12 protein-coding genes are annotated in these 20,130 nt (G+C 43.4%); 3 read left to right on the top strand and 9 right to left on the bottom strand.

Annotated features, from left to right (window positions below; all coding sequences use genetic code 11):
- Window positions 1–55: 55 nt before the first annotated feature.
- Window positions 56–3,067: a glycoside hydrolase family 3 C-terminal domain-containing protein gene (locus tag BLR42_RS08050; RefSeq protein WP_091868128.1), complete on the bottom strand. Its 3,012-nt coding sequence runs from the start codon at window positions 3,065–3,067 to the stop codon at window positions 56–58.
- Window positions 3,068–3,263: 196 nt separating this feature from the next.
- Between BLR42_RS08050 and BLR42_RS08045 the strand changes: the two genes are divergently transcribed.
- Window positions 3,264–3,980: a LytR/AlgR family response regulator transcription factor gene (locus BLR42_RS08045; protein ID WP_091868126.1), complete on the top strand. Its 717-nt coding sequence runs from the start codon at window positions 3,264–3,266 to the stop codon at window positions 3,978–3,980.
- Window positions 3,981–3,989: 9 nt separating this feature from the next.
- A complete protein-coding gene (locus BLR42_RS08040; protein WP_091868124.1) occupies window positions 3,990–5,294 on the top strand; it encodes a sensor histidine kinase in 1,305 nt (434 codons plus the stop codon).
- 53 nt (window positions 5,295–5,347) lie between these two features.
- On the opposite strand, the gene BLR42_RS08035 is transcribed toward BLR42_RS08040, so the two are convergent.
- The 5 genes from BLR42_RS08035 to BLR42_RS08015 form a co-directional block, all read right to left on the bottom strand.
- Window positions 5,348–6,820 (bottom strand): carbon starvation CstA family protein, encoded by a 1,473-nt coding sequence (locus tag BLR42_RS08035; RefSeq protein ID WP_091868122.1) that lies wholly within the window; start codon window positions 6,818–6,820, stop codon window positions 5,348–5,350.
- Between the two features lie 144 nt (window positions 6,821–6,964).
- Complete coding sequence (locus tag BLR42_RS08030; RefSeq protein ID WP_091868119.1) at window positions 6,965–7,696, bottom strand: LytR/AlgR family response regulator transcription factor; 732 nt, start codon at window positions 7,694–7,696, stop codon at window positions 6,965–6,967.
- A gap of 111 nt (window positions 7,697–7,807) precedes the next feature.
- Window positions 7,808–9,472, bottom strand: a complete 1,665-nt coding sequence (locus tag BLR42_RS08025; protein WP_091868117.1) for a LytS/YhcK type 5TM receptor domain-containing protein — start codon at window positions 9,470–9,472, stop codon at window positions 7,808–7,810.
- Between the two features lie 26 nt (window positions 9,473–9,498).
- Window positions 9,499–10,302 carry an alpha/beta hydrolase gene (locus BLR42_RS08020; RefSeq protein WP_091868115.1) on the bottom strand — a complete coding sequence of 268 codons (804 nt, stop codon included), beginning with the start codon at window positions 10,300–10,302 and terminating at the stop codon, window positions 9,499–9,501.
- Window positions 10,303–10,323: 21 nt separating this feature from the next.
- A complete protein-coding gene (locus tag BLR42_RS08015) occupies window positions 10,324–10,794 on the bottom strand; it encodes a methylglyoxal synthase (RefSeq protein ID WP_022760652.1) in 471 nt (156 codons plus the stop codon).
- Between the two features lie 176 nt (window positions 10,795–10,970).
- Here BLR42_RS08015 and BLR42_RS08010 point away from each other — a divergent pair, with 176 nt between their 5' ends.
- On the top strand, window positions 10,971–11,246 hold the full coding sequence (locus BLR42_RS08010; RefSeq protein WP_091868113.1) for a hypothetical protein: 276 nt from the start codon (window positions 10,971–10,973) through the stop codon (window positions 11,244–11,246).
- A gap of 55 nt (window positions 11,247–11,301) precedes the next feature.
- On the opposite strand, the gene BLR42_RS08005 is transcribed toward BLR42_RS08010, so the two are convergent.
- The 3 genes from BLR42_RS08005 to BLR42_RS07995 all read right to left on the bottom strand — a co-directional run bounded on the left by BLR42_RS08005 (window position 11,302) and on the right by BLR42_RS07995 (window position 20,110).
- Window positions 11,302–17,247: a leucine-rich repeat protein gene (locus tag BLR42_RS08005; RefSeq protein ID WP_091868110.1), complete on the bottom strand. Its 5,946-nt coding sequence runs from the start codon at window positions 17,245–17,247 to the stop codon at window positions 11,302–11,304.
- Window positions 17,248–17,567: 320 nt separating this feature from the next.
- Window positions 17,568–18,737 carry an MFS transporter gene (locus BLR42_RS08000; RefSeq protein WP_091868107.1) on the bottom strand — a complete coding sequence of 390 codons (1,170 nt, stop codon included), beginning with the start codon at window positions 18,735–18,737 and terminating at the stop codon, window positions 17,568–17,570.
- A 5-nt stretch (window positions 18,738–18,742) separates the two neighbouring features.
- Window positions 18,743–20,110, bottom strand: coding sequence for a leucine-rich repeat protein (locus tag BLR42_RS07995; protein WP_091868105.1), 1,368 nt, complete (start codon window positions 20,108–20,110; stop codon window positions 18,743–18,745).
- Between the last annotated feature and the right edge of the window lie 20 nt (window positions 20,111–20,130).

The following is a 20,130-nucleotide window of genomic DNA, read 5'->3' as shown; positions in this document are numbered from 1 at the left end:
CTCATCCGTCAGCTTCGCTGACACCTTCCCCCAGAGGGGGAAGGCTTTTAATTATTTATGCTTCCTTAGCTGCCTTTTTCTTCTTCACAATAAGTGTGATTCCGAGGCAGATGATAAGTGCTGCTACGATGTCACCTGCAAGCAGAGCTTTCTGCCAGCCTGCCATCTTGTAGGATACGGTTGTACCGGATACGATACCCTGCATAGCATTTGAGTTAGCAACCATGTAAAGAACATTGTGAGCTGCGTTTCTCATTGCGTTTACACCTGTTGCGGTGCTCTTGTCTGAAAGACCACCGTCAGCAAAGGTGTTGAGCATAAGGTCGTTACCAGCACGAAGTCCTGAATCAGGATCCATGTAAGCTGAGCCACCGAAGTAATCGGATTCTACAGCACCTCTGAAGCCCCACTCATTACGGAGGATCTGAGTCTGGAGACCGTACTGAGCACCTGCCCATACAGTACCGATTCTGTTGTATGCACTCATAATTGCTGTTGTAGCACCTATTGTAGTTGTCTGAAGCTGGTTGTTCTCATCATAGTAGTTAACATCAGCCTTTGCTTCCTTAACAGCAACCTCGAAAGGACGGAGGTAGATCTCTCTGAGCGCCTGCTCGTTGAGCCATGTAGCGATACCGTTTCTTCCGTTCTCCTTATCGTTAACTGCGAAGTGCTTGATGTAGGTGTAAACACCATACTTCATTGTTCCGCTGATCTCACCTGCTGCAATCTTACCGCCAAGGAGACCATCCTCTGAATAGTACTCGTAGTTACGTCCTGCAAATGCATTTCTGTGTGTGTTCATGGCAGGTGCATACCAACCGTTGAAGCCGTTGAAGAGTCCCTGCTCACCTACGATTTCACCAACCTCTTTTGCTAGGTCTACATTCCAGGTTGCTGCAAGAAGTTCCTCTGCAGGGAATCCGATACAGATAGCATCTGCTCCGTTAGCGGATACCCATGTTGACCATCCCATAGGACCGTCGTAATCAAGTGTTGCAGGCTTACCGATATTAAGAAGCTCTGCTGTGTTGTAACCTGCGTTTGCAAGCATGTTTGCAACGCCGTCCATATCAAGCTCATCGAGGAGCTGTTCCCAAGCGGGATCATCGTAGGAAAGACCACGCATATTTACAAGCTGGATTCCGTTGTCGGCACCTGTTACAGGCATCTGATCTGTGTAAACAAGGCTGCCCTCTACGTTACCGGTCTTTTCATTTGTATTCTCATCAAAAACTGTTTCAAGTGCTGTCTTGATATAATCCTCAGCAGCGATGTCTGCCTCTGTGGGAGCTGTGGGGAAAGTACCCGCGAAATCGCTTCTGCTGAAGTTAAGAGGCTTGCCCTCTGTCTTAGTATCAACAAACTCTGCTGAAACCTCGTCAAACTGGTTTGTTGCTGCTACCTGGTCTGAATCTCTCTTGTTATCTGCTCCGAAAACTTCTCCTGCAAGCTCATTTGAGAAGAATTTTCCTGCGTCAGCCTTATCGATTGTTGCCCAGCTGTGAGCATTGTCACTTAAGTAGAATCCGTATGTGCCTGCGTCAAGAACGTAGCACTTATTGTTCTTATAATCGTAGGATGCGATGTCCTCATCAGCTACTGTAATTGTAACTGTCTCGGATGCACCGGGCTCGAGCTCACTTGTCTTTGCAAAGCCTGCAAGAACAACCTTACTCTTTTCAATTCCGCCCTTTGTGTAAGGAGCCTCGGCATAGATCTCTACAACATCTTTTCCTGCCTTATCTCCGGTGTTTGTAACCTTTACATTGAATGTATAAGTTCCGTTGTTATATGTAGGAGTTCCCTCATAGGTCTTTTCGAAAGTTGTATAAGAAAGACCATATCCGAAGGGATATACTACTGCGCTGTCATAGTCAAAGCCGGCATAGTTGCCATCCATTGCCTCAGCAGCTGCTGTTTCATAATATCTGTAACCTACATAAATGCCTTCCTCATACTCGTTGAAGCAGCCTGACTCGTATCCGCCGATACCGCCGTCAACGTTTGAATAATAGATATTTTCAAAGTTTACATAGCTGGGATCCTTGGTGAGATCTGTTACATAAGTATCAACTGTTCTACCTGAAGGATTAACTGTACCGTTAAGCGCCTTAGCTACAGCATTGGCACCCTGGTCACCGATGCAGCTTACCCAGAGAGCAGCATCAATTCCGTAAGAAGCATCATTGAGGAAATCAATCTCAAGAGCGTTAGCTGTATTTAAAACAACTACGATTTTCTTAATTGCTCCGGCATCTTTCTGAGCCTTTACATAATTAAGCATATCGATTTCTCTGCTGTCGAGCTCAAGGTATGTCTTGTCCTTATCCTCTGCAACATCTGTAAACTCACTCATGTTTGTGGGAAGGTCGCAGCCCTCGCCGCCAACTCGTCCGATGAATACGATTGCTGCATCGCCGTACTTTACATAAGTATCCTCAAGTGATGAAGGATAATCTGCAAGCGGTACCTCCGCGATGATGTCACCTGTGAAAAGCGCTGTACCCATTGAAGAGATGAATCCTCTACCTGTGTACTCAACTTCCTGAGGTCCCATACCTGTCTGCATTGAAACCTTAATTGTCTTAGTGGAAATCTCATGATTTGCATAGAAATCGAACAGATCCTGGTTGATTGAAAAGCCGTTTGCTTCCATTGCTGTCTTATAATCAACCGGCTTACTCTCTGTTGCGGCACTTCCTGCACCTGTGTAGATAGGATCTACAGATGTACGTCCGAACATTGAAATGTTTGTCTCAGATGATGAAAGCGGAAGTGTCTGGTTTTCATTTTTCAAAAGGACAATTCCTTCGCTCTCTACCTTCTCCGCCATCTCCTGACTTGCTGCGAGAAGGCTGTCAGCATCTGTGTGCTCTGCCTTGTAATACTCAGCATCAAGAGCCTCGGCTTCGGGATTCTTTTTAACTACTGCATCACCCTTACCGAAATACATGTTCATAACCGTGTATAAAGGTCCGGTCAGAACAAATGTTGCCACAATTGCAAGAACTGCAACAAGTGCGATTATTACAGTCCAAATTCTTGTGAATTTCTTTGTACTCATAACTTACCTCCTTGGGGACTACTTTCTTCCCGTTAAATTGTGTAAGTTTAATCTATCAGAAAAAATCCCGATTTCAGGATTTTGGTATGAAATGTAAAAATACGGTACGAAATGCACAAATTTGTATGATAGTAAATCAAGGTCTTTTTTTATATAATTAAATGGTAAACAATAAACATTATGAGGGTGTAAAAAAATGTATCAGGCAGCAATAGTCGAGGACGAGGAGGTTCTCCTTAAAAGTACCAAGGAGCTTCTCGCCACGACCTTTAACGAAAAAAACGTGGATGTTGCTTTTGATTTCTTTATGTCGGGCGCAGAATTTCTGCCCATGATCGAACAGCATTTTCACTATGACATAATCTTTCTGGATATAGAGATGCCCGGAATGGACGGAATCACTGTGTGCAGAAGGATCAGAGAGATTGCTCCGGATGCACTTGTGGTTTTTATCTCAAATAAAGAAGCTCTGGTTTTTCAGACCTTTGAAGTGCAGCCCTTCAGGTTCATAAGAAAAAGTGAACTTTCCCAAATGGCGCCATCACTAGTATCCTCAATTATCACAGAACTCGAAAAGAGAAAACAGCAAATCATAAAAATCGAAGAACCCTCCGGCGGTGATGTTTATTCCTTTGATGTCAGAACAATCCTCTATGTGGAAGCTCAGCGAAAGGAATGCATAGTCGTAACAGACGGAGGCATGACCACGATCCGCTCAAAACTGATGTCTCTTGAGTCAGCTTTGGAAAACTGTAATTTTATAAAGATCCACCGAAGCTTTCTCGTTAATATGTCGGCAATAACAAGGATACAAAAGGATTCTGTTTTACTGAAAAACGGTCACGAGCTGCCATTATCAAGGAATCTTCGCGAAACCGTAAAGCAGGCTTTTTTGAATCATTCGATGTCATGAGGTCGGAATATGCTCTATACACTTTTCAGAATAACTGAATTCGATGGCTTTGTTGTATTCTGCTTTTTGTTCATCTCCCTCTATATAATTTACAGGGACAAAAGTCAGGAAAAAGAAACCCTGACTTATTTTGCTGTGAATATAGCTTTGTATCTGCTCCTTCAGTACGGCACCTATGCGTTGCCGATTTCCCCGCACCCTCACCACTACTGGTACAACATGCTGATTCTTTTCGCGATTCCGCTTGCAACCTCAACATATTTTCTTCAGGGGTATTTTGCGGGAAAGCTCCTTTATTCACTTTTCTATGTATCGCTTCTTCAGCTCTACAAGATTGTATGGAGTCCTCTCTATTCGGCAGAAGGCGTAATCTCACAATCCAAGTACATATTCCTTGATATTTTTTCATTCGTGTTACTCATTGTGCTGTTATACGCTTTCTTTTTTATCTTCAGAAAATCAGTACCGATAATAAGTAACAGCGTTGGAAGAAGGCTTCTTCTTCTCTCCTATTTTCCTCTGGGGCTTTTGGTTTATTACTCACTTGATCTAATGGGAATACCTTATTTTGATGTATTTCGTGATGCAATTCTGGCACTTATTATCATTCCGGCACTTCCCATGCTCTACGATCTTTTCATAACCACGGTGGAAGCCTATGAGGAGAGAAGAAAACTCGACAACGCTCTTACCGAAACCAGGGCTCAGGTCCACAGGTACAGATATTCCCTGGAAATTGATGAGCGCATAAAAAAAGAGCGCCATGAACTTAAGAACAATTACCTTTTCATTCAGACTCTCCTTCATGAGAAAAAATACGATGAGCTAAACGATTATATTAACAATTCAATAGGTGAAAAACTCGACAATATTTCCGATGTATCCACCGGAAACCTGATGATTGATTATATCCTTAACAGGAAGATCTCCGAGGCAAGAAAGCACCACATAAAAATCTACACCGAGATAGCTCTGCCAAGTGACCTCACGGTCAATGATGAGAGTTTTTGTACGGTTTTCCTGAATCTTTTCAACAACGCCATGGAGGCATGTGAAAAGGTGGATTTTCCGGACATACATATTCTCTTGAAGATTTCTCAGAATTATCTTTGCTGTGAGATCAGGAACAAGGCGAATATAGATTCTATAATAAATAATCCGGACCTCGAGACCACAAAGCCCGACAGTGAAAATCACGGACTGGGGCTGAAGATTGTGGAGGAAACGATAACAAAGTGCGATGGAATTTTCCAGACCTCTGTTGAAGGGAATTATTTTCTGGCGAAATTTATGATACCGGTGGTGAAGGCATAAAAAACGGGAGCCGAAGCTCCCGTTTTAGTTTGCCTGTAAATCACCACCTGCTGTCAGGCTGTGTGTAGGTGCTGATGGTGATCATCTTTTTTTTCGTCATTCACCATCGGTTTTCTTGTGCTTACAATGAAGAGTCCCAGGAATGCAATCGCTGCGATAATTCCAACAGGATAAGCAATCATTGTCGACAGATGCAGGCACTCGGGTGCGCAGAAGAAATATGTAACGGATACTGCCGACATAAAGGTTGCGGGAACTGCTGTAATCCAGTAGTTCTTGGAATTTCTGTACAAGTACATTGATGCTGTCCAAAGAGCTATCATAGCAAGTGTCTGATTCGACCAGCTGAAGTATCTCCAGATGACATTGTAGTTAAGCTGGCTGATAAATGCGCCTGAAAGAAGAAGCGGTACACAGAGGATAAGTCTCTTCATATAAGGCTTCTGATCTACCTTGAACCAGTCTGAAATAACAAGTCTTGCTGAACGGAAAGCTGTGTCGCCTGATGTGATAGGACAAGCGATAACACCGAGCATTGCAAGAACTATACCAAAGCCGCCCATTGTCTTTGTGCAGATATCATATACGCATGCTGCCTGGCCATTTCCAAGCATTTCTGTAAGACCTGCTGTAAGGCCGCCGGTTCTTGCATAAACTGCACTGCCTGCTGCAGCCCAAACCAGGGCGATTATACCTTCACATACCATTGCTCCGTAGAATACCATATGGCTTTCTTTTTCTGTCTTGCAGCAGCGAGCCATCAGAGGTGACTGGGTTGCATGGAATCCTGAAATAGCGCCGCAGGCAACAGATACGAACATCATTGGCCATATAGGTGTACTGCTGGGATGAAGATTGGATAATTCGATCTCAGGGATTGTATATCCATGTGTGAAAATACCAATGCCAACACCAACTGCCATAACTATAAGGCAGATACCGAATACGGGATAAAGCTTACCGATAATCTTATCGATCGGAACGAAGGTTGCGATAAAGTAATAAACAAGGATAAGAGCAAGCCAGAAGGTTGTGTTCGTAAGAAGTCCCGAACCACCCTGATTACCAATAAGAAGTGAAATAAGTCCGGCCGGTCCTACTGCGAAAACCGTACCAACCATTACAAGGAGTACTACGCTGAATACACGCATTATGGTTTTCATAATGTTTCCAAGGTACATACCTGTAAGCTCAGATACGCTTGCGCCGTCATGACGCATACTCATGAAACCTACCGAGAAGTCATGTACACCACCTGCAAGTAAGGTTCCGAGGGTAATCCAGAGGAATACGGATGTTCCCCACTGAGCTCCTGCAAGAGCACCGTAGATCGGTCCGAGACCTGCGATATTAAGGAGCTGAATCAAAAATAGTTTCCATCTCGGCATTACAACAAAGTCAACATCATCATTGATTCTTACTGCCGGAGTCTGTCTGTCATCCGGCCCATATACTTTTTCAACAATGCCGCCGTAGATAAAATAACCTGCTACCAAAACACACAAACATACCAAAAAGCTGATCATATGAATCCCCTCCTATACTTTAGTGAAAGACATTTCTTCCCTACTTTTAAGTATAGTCGCAGAAAATCCCGAAGCAATGCTCCGGGATTCAAATGCAAAAAATGGGTACTAAAATGTATATGCTTATAAAAATCAGTTATATAATCAAACTCCAAAATGAGTTTTTATCTCATGGATCATATTGCGGCTTATAGGAATAGTCTCCTCACCGCAATCCTTAAGTTTGCATGCATATCCGTTATTGTAATCGGGCACAAGGGCTTCACAGGCATTTAAGTTTACAATAAAGCTTTTATGAACCCTGACAAACTGATCGCCTGCAGAGGAAAGCTTCTTCTCCCATTCAATAAGAGGATCTCCTGTAAAGTAAACGCTCTTATGGCAGTGAACCTTAGCTCCCTTGTGAACCGCTTCAATATAACTGATGCTGTCAGCCATAACCACTTCCATGTGATCTCCAGCCGGAAGCGCAAAGGGGCCCGGCATCTTTTTTACCGCGACTTTTCTTTGCATGAGTTTCTCAACAGCTTTCCTTATGCGCACCTCATCAAAGGGCTTCATGACATAGTCAATGGCATCAAGTTCAAATGCATTCAGGGCATAGCTTTCATAAGCCGTCACAAATACGATTGCGGCATCCGGTGTTTTCTTTCGGATTTTCAAAACAAGCTCTGTTCCCTTCATGTCCCCGAGTTCAATATCAAGAAAACAGACATCAAAATTCACTTTTTCTGTCAGCTCCAGAACTGCTGCTCCGCTTCCTGCTTCGTGGATCTCGGCATCGGGACGGTTTAGCTGTCTTATGATTTTTTCAAGCAGGAACCGCAGTTCGCTGCGTGCCGGACGTTCGTCGTCGGCGATAAGGATTCGTGTCATTTTTTCCCCTCATCCGTCTGCTTCGCAGACACCTGTCTTCGCTCCGCTTCGGTCCGCGCTGAACCGACGTCCCCCGGACGTCGAGCGCCCCCAGTGGGGGAAGGCATATAATCAAATTAGTGTCCTGGGTGGGATACGGATTGTAACGGTTGTGCCCTCAGGTGATGAATCGATTGCGAGACCGTACTTTTCTCCGTAGATGCTGCGGAGTCTTCCGTCAACATTAAGGAGTCCGTATTTACCTTTGGTCGTTTTATCATTGAAAGCGCGGAGTACCTGATCGGGAATGCCGTGACCGTTATCGGATATTTTTATCAGAAGCTCCTCGCCGTCCATTCCGGCATCTATCCTGACTTCTCCGATCTCTCTTTTCATAGCTCCGTGCTTAATCGCATTCTCAACAATTGGCTGGAGGATCAGCGTTGGAACCTGCATATGAATATCTTCCTCAATATTCTTCTCTATCCTGAGCCTATCCTCAAAACGGGCCTTCTCAAGCATCAGATATGCATCCACCTGCTCGAATTCCGCAGCGATATCTATCATGTAATCGTTACTGGAATTAAGGTTATGCCTGAAATAAACGCTTAGTGCCAGCAGCAGCTCTCTTGCATAGTCAGGCTTTTCTCTGCAAAAACAGGAGATAGTATTTAAACTGTTAAACAAAAAATGAGGATTTATCTGCGACTGAAGTACCCTAAACTCTGCGCGCTCTCTCATCTTCTTCTGGTACTCAACCTGATAGGCTTCGTAATTGGTTGAAAAGAATTTTGCCAGAGCAGATACCAGACATTCCGCAGCCTCCGGAGATGAATATCGTCTTTCAAATACCAGAACAAGGTATCCCCAGGTTTCATTTCCCATTGTTACTCGGCAGCCGGAAGCAACCAGTGCCTGCCTGAAGCCAAAGGGACGCTTTTCCTTCCTGTAGATAAGCTGAGTGGTACACTCTTTTTCCATCCCCTCCACAAAGCTTTCACCAAACTCATACTCACTTTCAAAGAGCCTGTTCTTCTGACTGTAAGGCAAGAAGAATACGTCTCTGCACCTGGAAAAGCCGCTGATAGTCTTCTCCATCTCCTTATAATCATCATCGGTGATACGACTTTTCCTGATATTCAATACGCAGGCGTCCGCAATGTTCAGAGCAAGCCTCATCTTGTCTGCCGCTATCAGATTCTGCTTTGTATAGACATCCTCGAATACAGAGAAAAACCAGACCATTCCGGCTGAGTTGAATGTCACCATGGGTATGGCTATAACCTTAACAATGCTCTCCGCAAGGCTGAAAGGCTTTACGAAAATGAGAAGGTTTACCATGTGAAGACACTCGCAGGCAGCGGTTATCATCACCAGGAAGTACCACTCAAAGTCAATATTTCTTTTCTGGAAAAAGGTGTAGATCAAAGCGCCAAGAACGCCCTCCATAAAAGTGGACAGAGCGCAGGCGAAGGTTGTCACACCATGAATATCAAAAAGGATACGATGAACAGAGCCGATGAGCCCTGCAAGAATCCCCACGGTAGGTCCGCATAAGAGACCTCCCGCAAGGGCACCCAAAACACGGGTGTTGGGTATGGCGCCCTGAACCTGGGCGCCGGTACAGGTCGAAAAAATACAAAAGCCGCCAAAGATTGCTCCAAGTACCAGCTTGGCTAAAAGCGTGTGCTTTTTTTCTTCGCAGATTATCTGTGTTACTACCGGAATCCTGACTAAAATATTGGCAATCAGAATCAGAAAGCCGATATTAACAATCATGTTATAGTACAGTTCCATACAACCCCCAACAGACTTTTCCCCAATTATCCGACTGTGTTAAGGACCCACTCAACTCCGTTATAAATATACTTGTTCCAGAACTTCCAATCATGGATTCCGGGACCTTCTTCGTATTTCATGTTTGCATCATTGTCTTCAAGGAATTTCCTCATCACCTGATTGTTCTCGTAGAGGAAGTCCTCTGTTCCGACTGCCATATAAATCGGAGGAATACTCTTACCCTCATCCTTGAGGCGCTTATACAAAACCTCCGGATTGGCATCGGATTCCACCACCTTGGTGGTATCCCCGAATACCTCGCTGTAATATTCGTAGTTTGCTACATCATTGCCCTCTCCCGGTTTCATGTTTCCAACCTCATGAATGATGAGTGCGGAAGACAGTGCTACAATTCCTCCAAAGGTCTCAGGAAAATCAAGTCCTGTGTGAAGAGCTCCGAAGCCTCCCATGGAAAGGCCTGCAATGAAAGTGTCCTCTTTTTTGTCAGATAAGCCAAACAGTTTTCTTGTAAATTCCACCACTTCCTTACCTGCAAAGGTGCAGTACTGGTGACCTGTAGCCTTTCTGTCCAGATAAAAATTATTGCCGGCTGTAATCATGATAACCGCAAGGTTATAAGTAGAAGCTAAATCCTCAGCGACACCGCTGTAAATCCAGTCGCTCTCATTTCCGGAATAGCCGTGAAGAAGATACAAAGTCTTCATGGGGCGCTTGAAATTCGGATTCTCTGCCACCATAAAGTCCGGAGTATCTGCCGGAATAGAATAAGTGATGTTAACCTGTCCCCCCTGGGCAAGTGAATAATATCTAAGTGTACCTGATGCCATTTTTCCTTCTCCTCCCGGGCATCAGAGCAAGGTCTCTGCTCTATGCTCAATATTCTGCTTGAAATTTATAATGTCGTGATCATACTCCTCATCCATAAGTGTTGAATGAATAAGGAAATCAGCTGTTGCCTTGTTGTTTGCAAAAGGTATGTCATACACCTGGGCAATTCTCATGAGAGCCTTCACATCGGGATCATGAGGCGCTGCTGTCAGGGGATCAGAGAAGAATATTACAAAATCGATCTTACCCTCAACGATTTTAGCTCCGATCTGCTGGTCTCCGCCAAGAGGGCCCGAATTGTAGCCTCTGACAGGAAGATCAGTCGCATCTGTAATCATGCGTGCTGTGGTTCCTGTGCCGCATAAAAAGTGTTTCTTCAGCAGTTCCGCATTATTCTTGCACCACTCGATAAGCTCAGCCTTTTTACCATCGTGAGCTATGAGCGCGATATTTTTCTGCTTTTTAATTGTCAGTGTAATTGTCTTAGACATTTTTGTTTTTCCTCCCACTACATATAGTATTTTCTTTCTATACCGAATATACAAATTATAGTCTTTTTGCGCCCTTTTTTCAAAAGATTACTTGGTCTATTTTTAAGATAACTTTTAGATTTTCACAGCATGAAAAGGGTTAAAATATAGATATAGAGAAACGAGGAGACTAATATATGGATATATTAAAAATAAATTCTCTTATAAATATAGCAAAGGACGATCTTCAGAATGATCCTCAGTTTAAGCACTACCACGATGCTCTCGATAAAGAGCGTGCCATTTTAAATGATCTTGGCTATGATCCGGAAAAAATGGTGAATATCCTTTACGAGATCTGGTGCCAGAGGCTTGGTTACATTCTCGATAACGAGGCAAGCCTTACAAAGCGTTTCTCAGACGCGCTCGCTGAGATTCAGGATTTTCCCTTTCCTTTGAATGAAGATAAATAAAAAAGACGCAGCATAGATTTCTCTATCTGCGTCTTTTCTTATGCTATTTAGATGATTACTTTATCTTAGCATCTGTCTGCTTCTTAAGTTTCTTAATAAATTTAGCCTTAGCTTTTCCTTTAACACTCTTGACCTTGATGGTTGCACCACCGGCAAGCTTCTTAAAGGCGCCCTTTCCTACCTTGAGGGACTTGTTAACTTTAATTGTTATCTTCTTAAGCTTTGTATTCTTAAAGAATGCTTTGTTACCAATCTTCTTTACGTTCTTACCAATCTTAAGAATCTTAAGAGTCTTGTTACCCTTGCAGGCATTTGCCTTGATCTGAACTACAGGATACTTAACACCATTTAATGTAATAGCGTTAATGTAAGCCTTTTTAATCTTTCCAATCTTTGTAACTGTAGCTCTTCCGTCAGCACCAACATAGTATGTGATGCCTCTTATTGTAACAGTTGCCGGAAGGACTCCATTGAATTCGAAGTTCTCGTCCTCATCCCAGTCAGCAAAATCGGGATCAAATTCATTATCATCTTCTTCATAATCAGAAGTACTCCATTTGCTTCCAGACTTAGCTTGACCGTTATTACTTTCATTAGCATTTTCTGAGTTCTCAGATTTTTCGGGAACTGTTTCGGAATTACCGTTGTTCCCGGCAACATCCTGAGGAATTACTGCTTCACCGGTTCCGGCACCTGTGCCATTACCTGTTTCGGTGTTACCACCGTTTTCCAATCCTTCGGGGTCTACACCCTGACCGTTTCCGTTTTCACCTGTTTCGGTGTTACCAGTGCCGTTCTCACCTGCGCCGGTGTTACCTGTGCTATTCTCGCCTGTTCCGTTATCACCATTTGCAGGATCATTTTTGGAGGAAGGATCAGTATTCTGACCATTCTCGCCTGCCTTCTTTTCATCCTCGGCTATCTGAGCTGCTTCCTCAGCTGCCTTCTTAGCTGCCTCTTCAGCTGCTTTCTTAGCATCCTCAGCTGCTTTCTTTGCTGCATCTGCTGCATCGATAGCATCCTGGGCTGTGCTTGCTGCCTCATCAGCTGTACCCTTAGCAATAGTGCTTCCGGCATCCTGAGCTGTTTTCTTAGCATCCTCAGCTGCTTTCTTAGCATCCTCAGCTGCTTTCTTTGCTGCATCTGCTGCATCAATTGCATCCTGGGCTGCCTTTATTTTATCTGCTGTATTATCTTCCTTAGCTGCCTCTGCCTTTGCAGCCGCATCATCAGCAAGTTTCTTTGCGTTATCAGCTGCATCTTTAGCTGCATCTGCTGCATCCTGTGCTGCCTGTCTTGCTGCAGCCGCTTCCTCGCCAAGCTTTTTGTTAAACTTATTATTTGCACTGTTAGCTGCTGTTTCAGCTGCCTTGGCAGCTTCTTCTGCTGCCTTAGCTGCTTCCTGAGCCTTAGTTAAATAACCGGATGCTTCCGTAGCTGCTGCTTCTGCTGCTTTCTGAGCCTTTCCAATCTTCGTGATCCATGCTGTCTTTGAATCACTATCAGGATAGTTCTCTGCTTCCTCTGCAGCCTTTTTGATTGCCTCTTTTGCTGAATCGATAAGCTTTGCTGCTTCTTTCTCTAATTCTTCTGCTTTCTTTGCCTTATCTGCAGCTGTCTGAGCTTCCGCCCTTGCAGTCTTTGCTGCATCGACAGCATCCTTTACCGCCTGCTCTGTAAGATCATTGTCATCCTTATTTGCCACATCTTCTGCTACTTTCTGAGCATCCTGAGCCTTTGTCTTAGCTGTATCGGCTGCGTTTGCGGCTTCCTTTGTCTTATTTACTACTTCTCTTATCTTTGCACCTTCAGAAGCTCTCATCGCTTCCTGAGATGCTGCAGTTGATGCCTGAGATGCTGCATTTGCTGCCTTTCTTGCATCTGTTGCTGCGTCATTTGCTGCCTTTTTAGCCTCTTCATTATTTGTCTTAGCAGCTGCATCTGTTGCTGCCTGTGACTTTTCATATGCTGTTTTTGCTGCCGCAGCTGCATCTGATGCTGCTTTATTTGCTGCTTCTACTGCTTCAGGTGTATACCCCGCTTTAGGATCATTAACTATGCCATTTGCTGCATCTGCTGCATCATTTGCTTTCTTTGCTGCCTCTGTTGCTTCTGATGCTGCTTTCTTAGCTGCATTTGCTGCTGCTTCTTCAAGATTAGCCCTGGCAGTTTCTACCGCAGATCTTGCAGCTCCTGCTGCTGTTTCTGCAGCGCCAGCTGCAGTATTTGCTGCAGTTTGTGCTGTCTCTGCTGCTTTTGCTGCCTCTATAGCAGTCTTATCATCTGTATAGCGGGCTGCCTCAGTAGCTGCATCGCCTGCTGCCTTTGCAGCCTCTTTTGCTGTCTGAGCCGCATTATCTGCTGTCTGAGCTGCTTCTATTGCAGCTTCTATTGCTGCTTCCGTTGCAGCCTGAGAAGAAGCATTCTCTACAGCTGCCTTAGCTTCATAAGCTGCTATTGATGCTTCTGCTGCCCTTGTTGCAGCATCTGCTGCTTCAGCTGCTTTCTTAGCTGCATTAGCTGCAGCAATTGCCTTTGCTGCATCGTTTTCTGCTGCTTTAGCAGAATCTATTGTTGTCTGATCACCGGTTGCATCAGCTGCTTCCTTTGCTGCTTCTGCTGCTTCCTTTGCCATTTTTGCTTCGTTTACTGCATCATTAGCAGCTTTCTTTGCTTCATCAGCTGCTGTTTTAGCATTGTCTATAGCTTCTTTTGCTGCTGTAATAGTTTCAGCTGAAGGATTCTCCTGAGCTGCTTTTGCTGCCTCCTGTGCTTTATCAGCCGCTGCCTTTGCTGCTTCTGCTGCTGTAGTAGCACCGGTTGCTGCTGTTTTAGCCTTTTCTTTTGCTGTCTCAGCTTCTTTCTGTGCATTCGCAAGATCTTCTTCTGCCTTCTTATTTAATTTACCCTGAGCATCGGCTGCTGCATCTCTTGCGCCCTGAGCTGCAGTTCTTGCCTCTCCGGCAGCTGAATTTGCTGCTTCTGCTGCTTTCTTTGCTGCTTCTGCTGCTTTCTTTGTATCTTCTGATACATAAGGATTCTTCGAAATGCTGTCAGCTATATTAGACACGGAAGTTGCAGTTTTAGCTGTTATATCAGCAGTTGCATCAGTTGCATCTGCTACTGATTTAGCTGTACTGATATTGCCTTCTGAAGCAGTTTTTTCAACTGCCTTCTTTGCTTCAATCGCTTCGTCTCTTGCTTCATCTGCCTGACCTTTAACTGCATCAGCTGCTTTCTTTGCCTGATCAGCCTGGTCCATTGCTGCTTTATCAAGAGCACTCTTAGCTTCCGCTATGTCTTTATCTGCTTCGCCAAGTGCTGTATCTACAGTATCCATTGCTTTACCAGCCAAACCGGCTGCATTTTCAGCATCTTTTCTTGAAGCATTATTCTCATCAGCTATAGCTTTGGCTGCATCCTCTGCGGCCTTTTTAGCTGTCTCTGCTTCGCTCTTAGCATCCTCTGCGGCCTTCTTGGCATCCTCTGCTGCTTTAATCTTTTCTACTGTAGGATCTTTTTTGGCATCAGCCGCCTTATTCTCAGCTTCCTTTGCTGCCTTATTAGCTTTTTCTGCTGCTGCTTCTGCCTCGTCTGCTGCCTTTGTTGCAGCTTCTGCTTTTTGAGCTTCAGCCTTTGCTGTATCATCAAGCTTCTGCTGGCCTACTGTTACAGCTTCTTCTGCTGCAGCCTTAGCATCTGTAGCTTTTGTTACAGCATTATCTGCTGCAGCTTTTGCGTCTTCTGCTGCCTTCCTGCTGTCTTCATCGGTTGCATCAGTTATTGCCTGATCTGCTGCGGTTCTTGCTGCTTCTGCAGATTTAATTGCATCCTCGGCTTTCTTTACTGCCGCGCTGGCTGCAGCTACATCATCCGGTGAAGGATTATCTCCTACTGCATTAGCTGCGTCAGTTACTTCCTTAGCCACCTTTACAGCTCTTGCTGCATCAACTGCTGCCTTTGCTGCGTCCGCAGAAACTGTAGCTGCCATCGCTGCTTTCACTGCATCTGTTGCTGCATCTGTTGCATTCTTATTTACTGTAGAATCTGTTGTATTTGCTGCATCAGTTGCCGCTTTAGCCGCATCTGTTGCTGCTTTTGCTTTGTTAATTGCTGCCTCTGCTGCATCTTCAGCATTCTTAGCTACTTTTTCAAGCTCTTCTATAGAAGGAACATCCTTCATGGACTCTGCATTAGCTGCTGCAGCTGCATCTCTTGCTTTCTGTGCTGCTGTATTTGCTTCATCTGCAGCATTTGTTGCTGCTATTGTTGCTGTCTCAGCCGCATCAGTAAGTTTCTTCTTTGCATTTTTAGCTGCAGTCTCAGCGTTATCCGCAGCTGTAGTAGCAATATTATATGCTGTAGTAGCTGCTGCTGCCGCATTACCTGCTGCCAGCTTAGCATCGCTTCCAACTGTTGCATTATCTGCTGCATTTGTCGCATTTGTTGCTGCTGTTTTTGCAGCAGTTGCGGCTGATTTTGCATTTTTTGCTGCTTCTTCTGCCGCATTTATAGTATCTATTGTTGCAGCAGCATTAGCAGAAGCCGCTGCTCTATCAGCTACACTTGCCGCATTTTGTGCTTTTGTTGCTGCATCATTTGCTGCAATTGCTGCTTTATTTGCTGCTTCATCTAGCTTCTTCTGAGCAGATGCCGCAGCAGACTTTGCTGCCAGAGCTGCGTTTTCTGCATAAGCTGCAATATAACTTGCATAAGAAGCCCATGTACTAGCCTCGGTCTTTTGTTTTGAATCAGATATCTTTTTTAATATTTTATTTATTGCCTTGGCTGCTTCATTAGCTCTGTTAGCAGCTTTTTCAGCAGTCTTTGCCGCTTCCTTGGCAGCTTTTATGGTCTCTACTGAAGGACTGTTATTAACATTTGTTGTAGCAGTTGCGGCACTAAAATATGCTGTATATGCAGCATCGTATGCTTCTTTTGCTTCATTGATTGCATCGGTAGGATCAACAAGCGGATTCACCTTATCTGCAAATACAAAATCCACATCACTGATAGCTACCTTTTTAGTAGTATAGTAATAATTTTTCTCATAATCACCGATATTTGACATCACGCCAAAATATCTTGCTTTTCCTGCTTTAGGGTCAGCACCAAAATCCCCGGTTCCTGTTATATTGTATCTGCACCATATTATATTGAAGTTTTCATCATATAATATAAATGCAAGCGTTTTTAAGTCAGCGTCCCAGCTGTAAAATTTCACATTGATATTTACAAGCTTACTTATATCAATATCATCATAAAGTTTAAAATAGGATTCCTGATAATCTCTTCCAAAATATATGCATCCGTCACTTATTTCGTTCTTGTATCCCCAATACTTACTATCCGCATACGGATACATGTTTTTGAACACCAATTTTCCATTTTGTACAGAGTAAGTGCTCTTATTTGTTGTTCCTGAATATGTTGATGCCTGGTTACCAACAGCCCTCTTTACTATAGAAACTGAATCAATACTAATTTTTGTATTTGCTTGCTGCGATACAAAACCAATATATCTGAACTTACCTGAAAAGTCAGGATAAATAACGATCTCGCCGTTTTCATCCATTTTCTGATCATACAGATTTTCCTTATTCTTATGAGTATCATTAGTTCCATCACCAAGAGTATTATCATCATGCATTACAATACCGATTGGTTTAGTCTGACTATTAAGCTTAATTTTAATCTGGTAAACATCATAGCCATAATACCAGTCCTGAAGATCGAAAATATACTCTTTATACTGTGTAGTAAAGTTTACAGAACTAGCATTCTGTTGATCACTACTGTTCCATCTGTACCAAACATTCCTTTTATTATTGTATGTCTTGGTCTCACCGGCCTGATCAGCTTCTCCGGACCATACAAGGTTAATTTTTGCATAGCCCTGAATTGTTGCTGCCTCAGCACTGATGGAATTTACATTGAACGCTCCTACCATAAGCGCGATAGCGAGCATGAATGAAATTACTTTGCTAAACCTCTTCAACATTTTTCTTCTCCATAACACAATCACAATTACACGAAACGATTACAATATAATATGTTTCTATGATTATAGCAAGCATTTTTAGTAATTTCATCACTTTATACAATTATTAAGACATACAAAAATAAAATCATGCGCTTTTTGCATATATGTTCAAGTATACATGAATTTTATGAGTTTCCTCTTTTATTATCGAGCTTTTTTGTTAAATGAATTCTGTTAGCGCAGAAATAGCGCGGAAACCGGCATAATTGAACCGGCATTTTAAAGGGCAAGAAAAAAATTGTTTACAAAAAATTTACATATAGAAATGCTTATGAGAATTACATATTATTCTTATTATGAATTTTCCCTGCGAAATATGCTGACAAAAAAGATATTATAAAGAAGCCCGCAAGACACATGATTGCTTTGCGAAGTCCAAAAAGATCCCCGAATTTTCCGGTGAGGGCTGTAAATACTACTCCGCCAATACCTGTAGCGGTGGTGATCATTCCGGTTGCTGTTGCTGTCTTCTTCCCTGCCATAGTTTTCATTATATTAAGTACGCAGGGATAGATTGCCCCGCTCGCAAAGCCAAGCGGTATGCAAAGTAAAAGTACAAGCATGCTGTTTTCGGAATTAGTGAGGATTATTGTGATAATCGGAATTGCAGCAGTGGCAGTAAGGAGAATTTGCCGCGCATACTTCGAGAAGTGGCCGACGATAACTCTCGAAGGAATCATAACAGCCCAGAAAAGTGACAGAGCGTACTTCCCGATTCCTGATTTTAATACATCGGTAAACAGTGTATCTACAAAGAAGGCAAAGCCGTTTTCAAAGCCGACATAGATACACATAATTGTGCACAAAAGCAGAATTCCGCCGATGATAAACTCACCGGTAGAGTTATTACTTTGCGTAGAATCTCCTGCTGCCAATGTTTCAGTCGCGGTGTTCTTAGTTTTAAACAGGCCAATCAGAGATACGATGCTTCCTATTGCAAGAAGCGCGAAAAGTGTACGCCAGCTTAGGCCTTTTCCAAGATAATAATTAACGATAAGCGGCGACGTAAGTGCACCGAAGGCATACATGGATGTGATGTAGCCTATCTTCTTACTTCCGCTTATAGGATATGCATCAATCAGGGCTGCGATGGAAATGAATTGAAGCGCACTGGTGGTAAGTCCCAGGAAGAACACCCCTCCGATGAAGAATTTCTCCGCATCCGTAAAGAATATCAAAGTTGCTGCCGTGATCTGAAGAGCTAAGAGAATTGTAATGCACTTCGCTTTTCCGGTTCGGTCTGCCCATCCTCCGAGAATCAACGGTGCAAGCATTGTCGCAAAAAGCTCAACAGAAGCAAACAGGCCCATGGATGTAACCGACAAGTCGTAGTTTTTCCCGATGTTCCACAGACTTGCCTGATATCCGCCTGCTTCAAAGCCGTTGATGAATACAATAAGAAATAACACTATCCATAAAAAGTCATGGCTTCTTTTTGAATCATCCATAGAGATCACCTGATCTTAGCGTTTTTTGCCAAGCCCTTCTTTATGAAAAGCTTTTCATAGGTCTTCTTCAGTTTCTTCGGAACCTTTACTGTCACATTTTTCGGTGTGCCCTTAAAAGCTTTTGAAGCAACAGAGTCTTTGGTCAATTTTGTAGATTTGACATTTATGGTATTAAGGTTCTTTGCACCTTTAAATGCATTTGCTCTGATGTTAATTACGTTGTTCCCTATAGTTACAGTCTTAAGGTTCTTGCATCCGATAAATGCCTTGGTTGCAATACCCGTAACGTTATATGTAATTCCGTCTACAGTAACCGTCTCGGGAATGGTTATCCTTTTTGCTTTCTTATTAATAGTACATTTATAATCAACCGTAGGATTTTCCTGTGCAGAGGAAGTAACTACAAACTCAGCCGCTTTTTCCGTGGCAGTAAAAACTGTCCCTTCCTGCTTTCCTTCCGGTGCAGGTTCTTCAACTTTCTTTACTTCCTCTACGGGCTGCAATCCTGTTTTACTCGTATTATCTTCCGGTTTTGTTTCAGGTTCAGGCTCCGGAGCAGGCGATTCTCCATAGGTAGTAGGCTGTGCTGATGCAGCGCGAAGTTCTTTGGCAATGTTCCCTGCTTCGTCTGCAATCACGTTATAGCTGCTATCGCCGACTTTTATGTTTTTTATTGTAAAGTTTTTGGGTGTTTCAAATATAAGGTCACTAGCTATATTTATGTCATTGTTATCATAGGCAAGAACCGCGGATTCTTTCGCACTGATGCTTATTTTTCCGCTAAGAAGTTCAAGCGCTCCTGTATCCGTATAGATTCCCTGATTGACCGAGGTGAATTCCAATGTTCCGCCATCTACCAGAACTCCTCCTCTTCCTGATATCGCTTTGTCAGCATTTTTTATTGTAATAGAAGTATTACCACCGCTAATAGTAATTTTGTCTGTGGAGAAGAAGCCGTTCTTTCCTCCGCTAAAATCAAAATTACCTTGTATGTCGAGCGCAGCCATGTAGGATCCGATTATCATAGTTGTGATATTGGGGGCCAGCAGTTTTGCGTTGCCGCGAATTTTAAGAGGGATTTCTGTGTAAACCATGCAGTTTGAAGCAATTTTCCCATTGTAAGTGCCGCTTATTGCCGTTGCATTATTAAAGGTAAGAGTATTGGTGGAAGGATCAAATGAAACACTTCCTGTTCCGCATTTTATATAGGCCATATTGGCGCTTGTGATCTGGGTACTGCCGATCCAGAGGTTGTAGGATGTAGGCGCTGAGTCGGCCCTAACGGTGATATTTGATGAGAAAAGTGCAGTAATAACAAGCATGCAGGAAAAGCATACTGATAAAATGTGTGAAGTAATTCTGTGCTTGTACATGTGATCCCCCTCATAATTTG

Origin of the sequence: Butyrivibrio sp. INlla16 (assembly GCF_900104155.1) — a bacterium.
In the GTDB taxonomy this organism is placed as follows: Bacteria; Bacillota; Clostridia; order Lachnospirales; family Lachnospiraceae; genus Butyrivibrio.
This window is presented reverse-complemented; position numbering and strand designations above follow the sequence as displayed.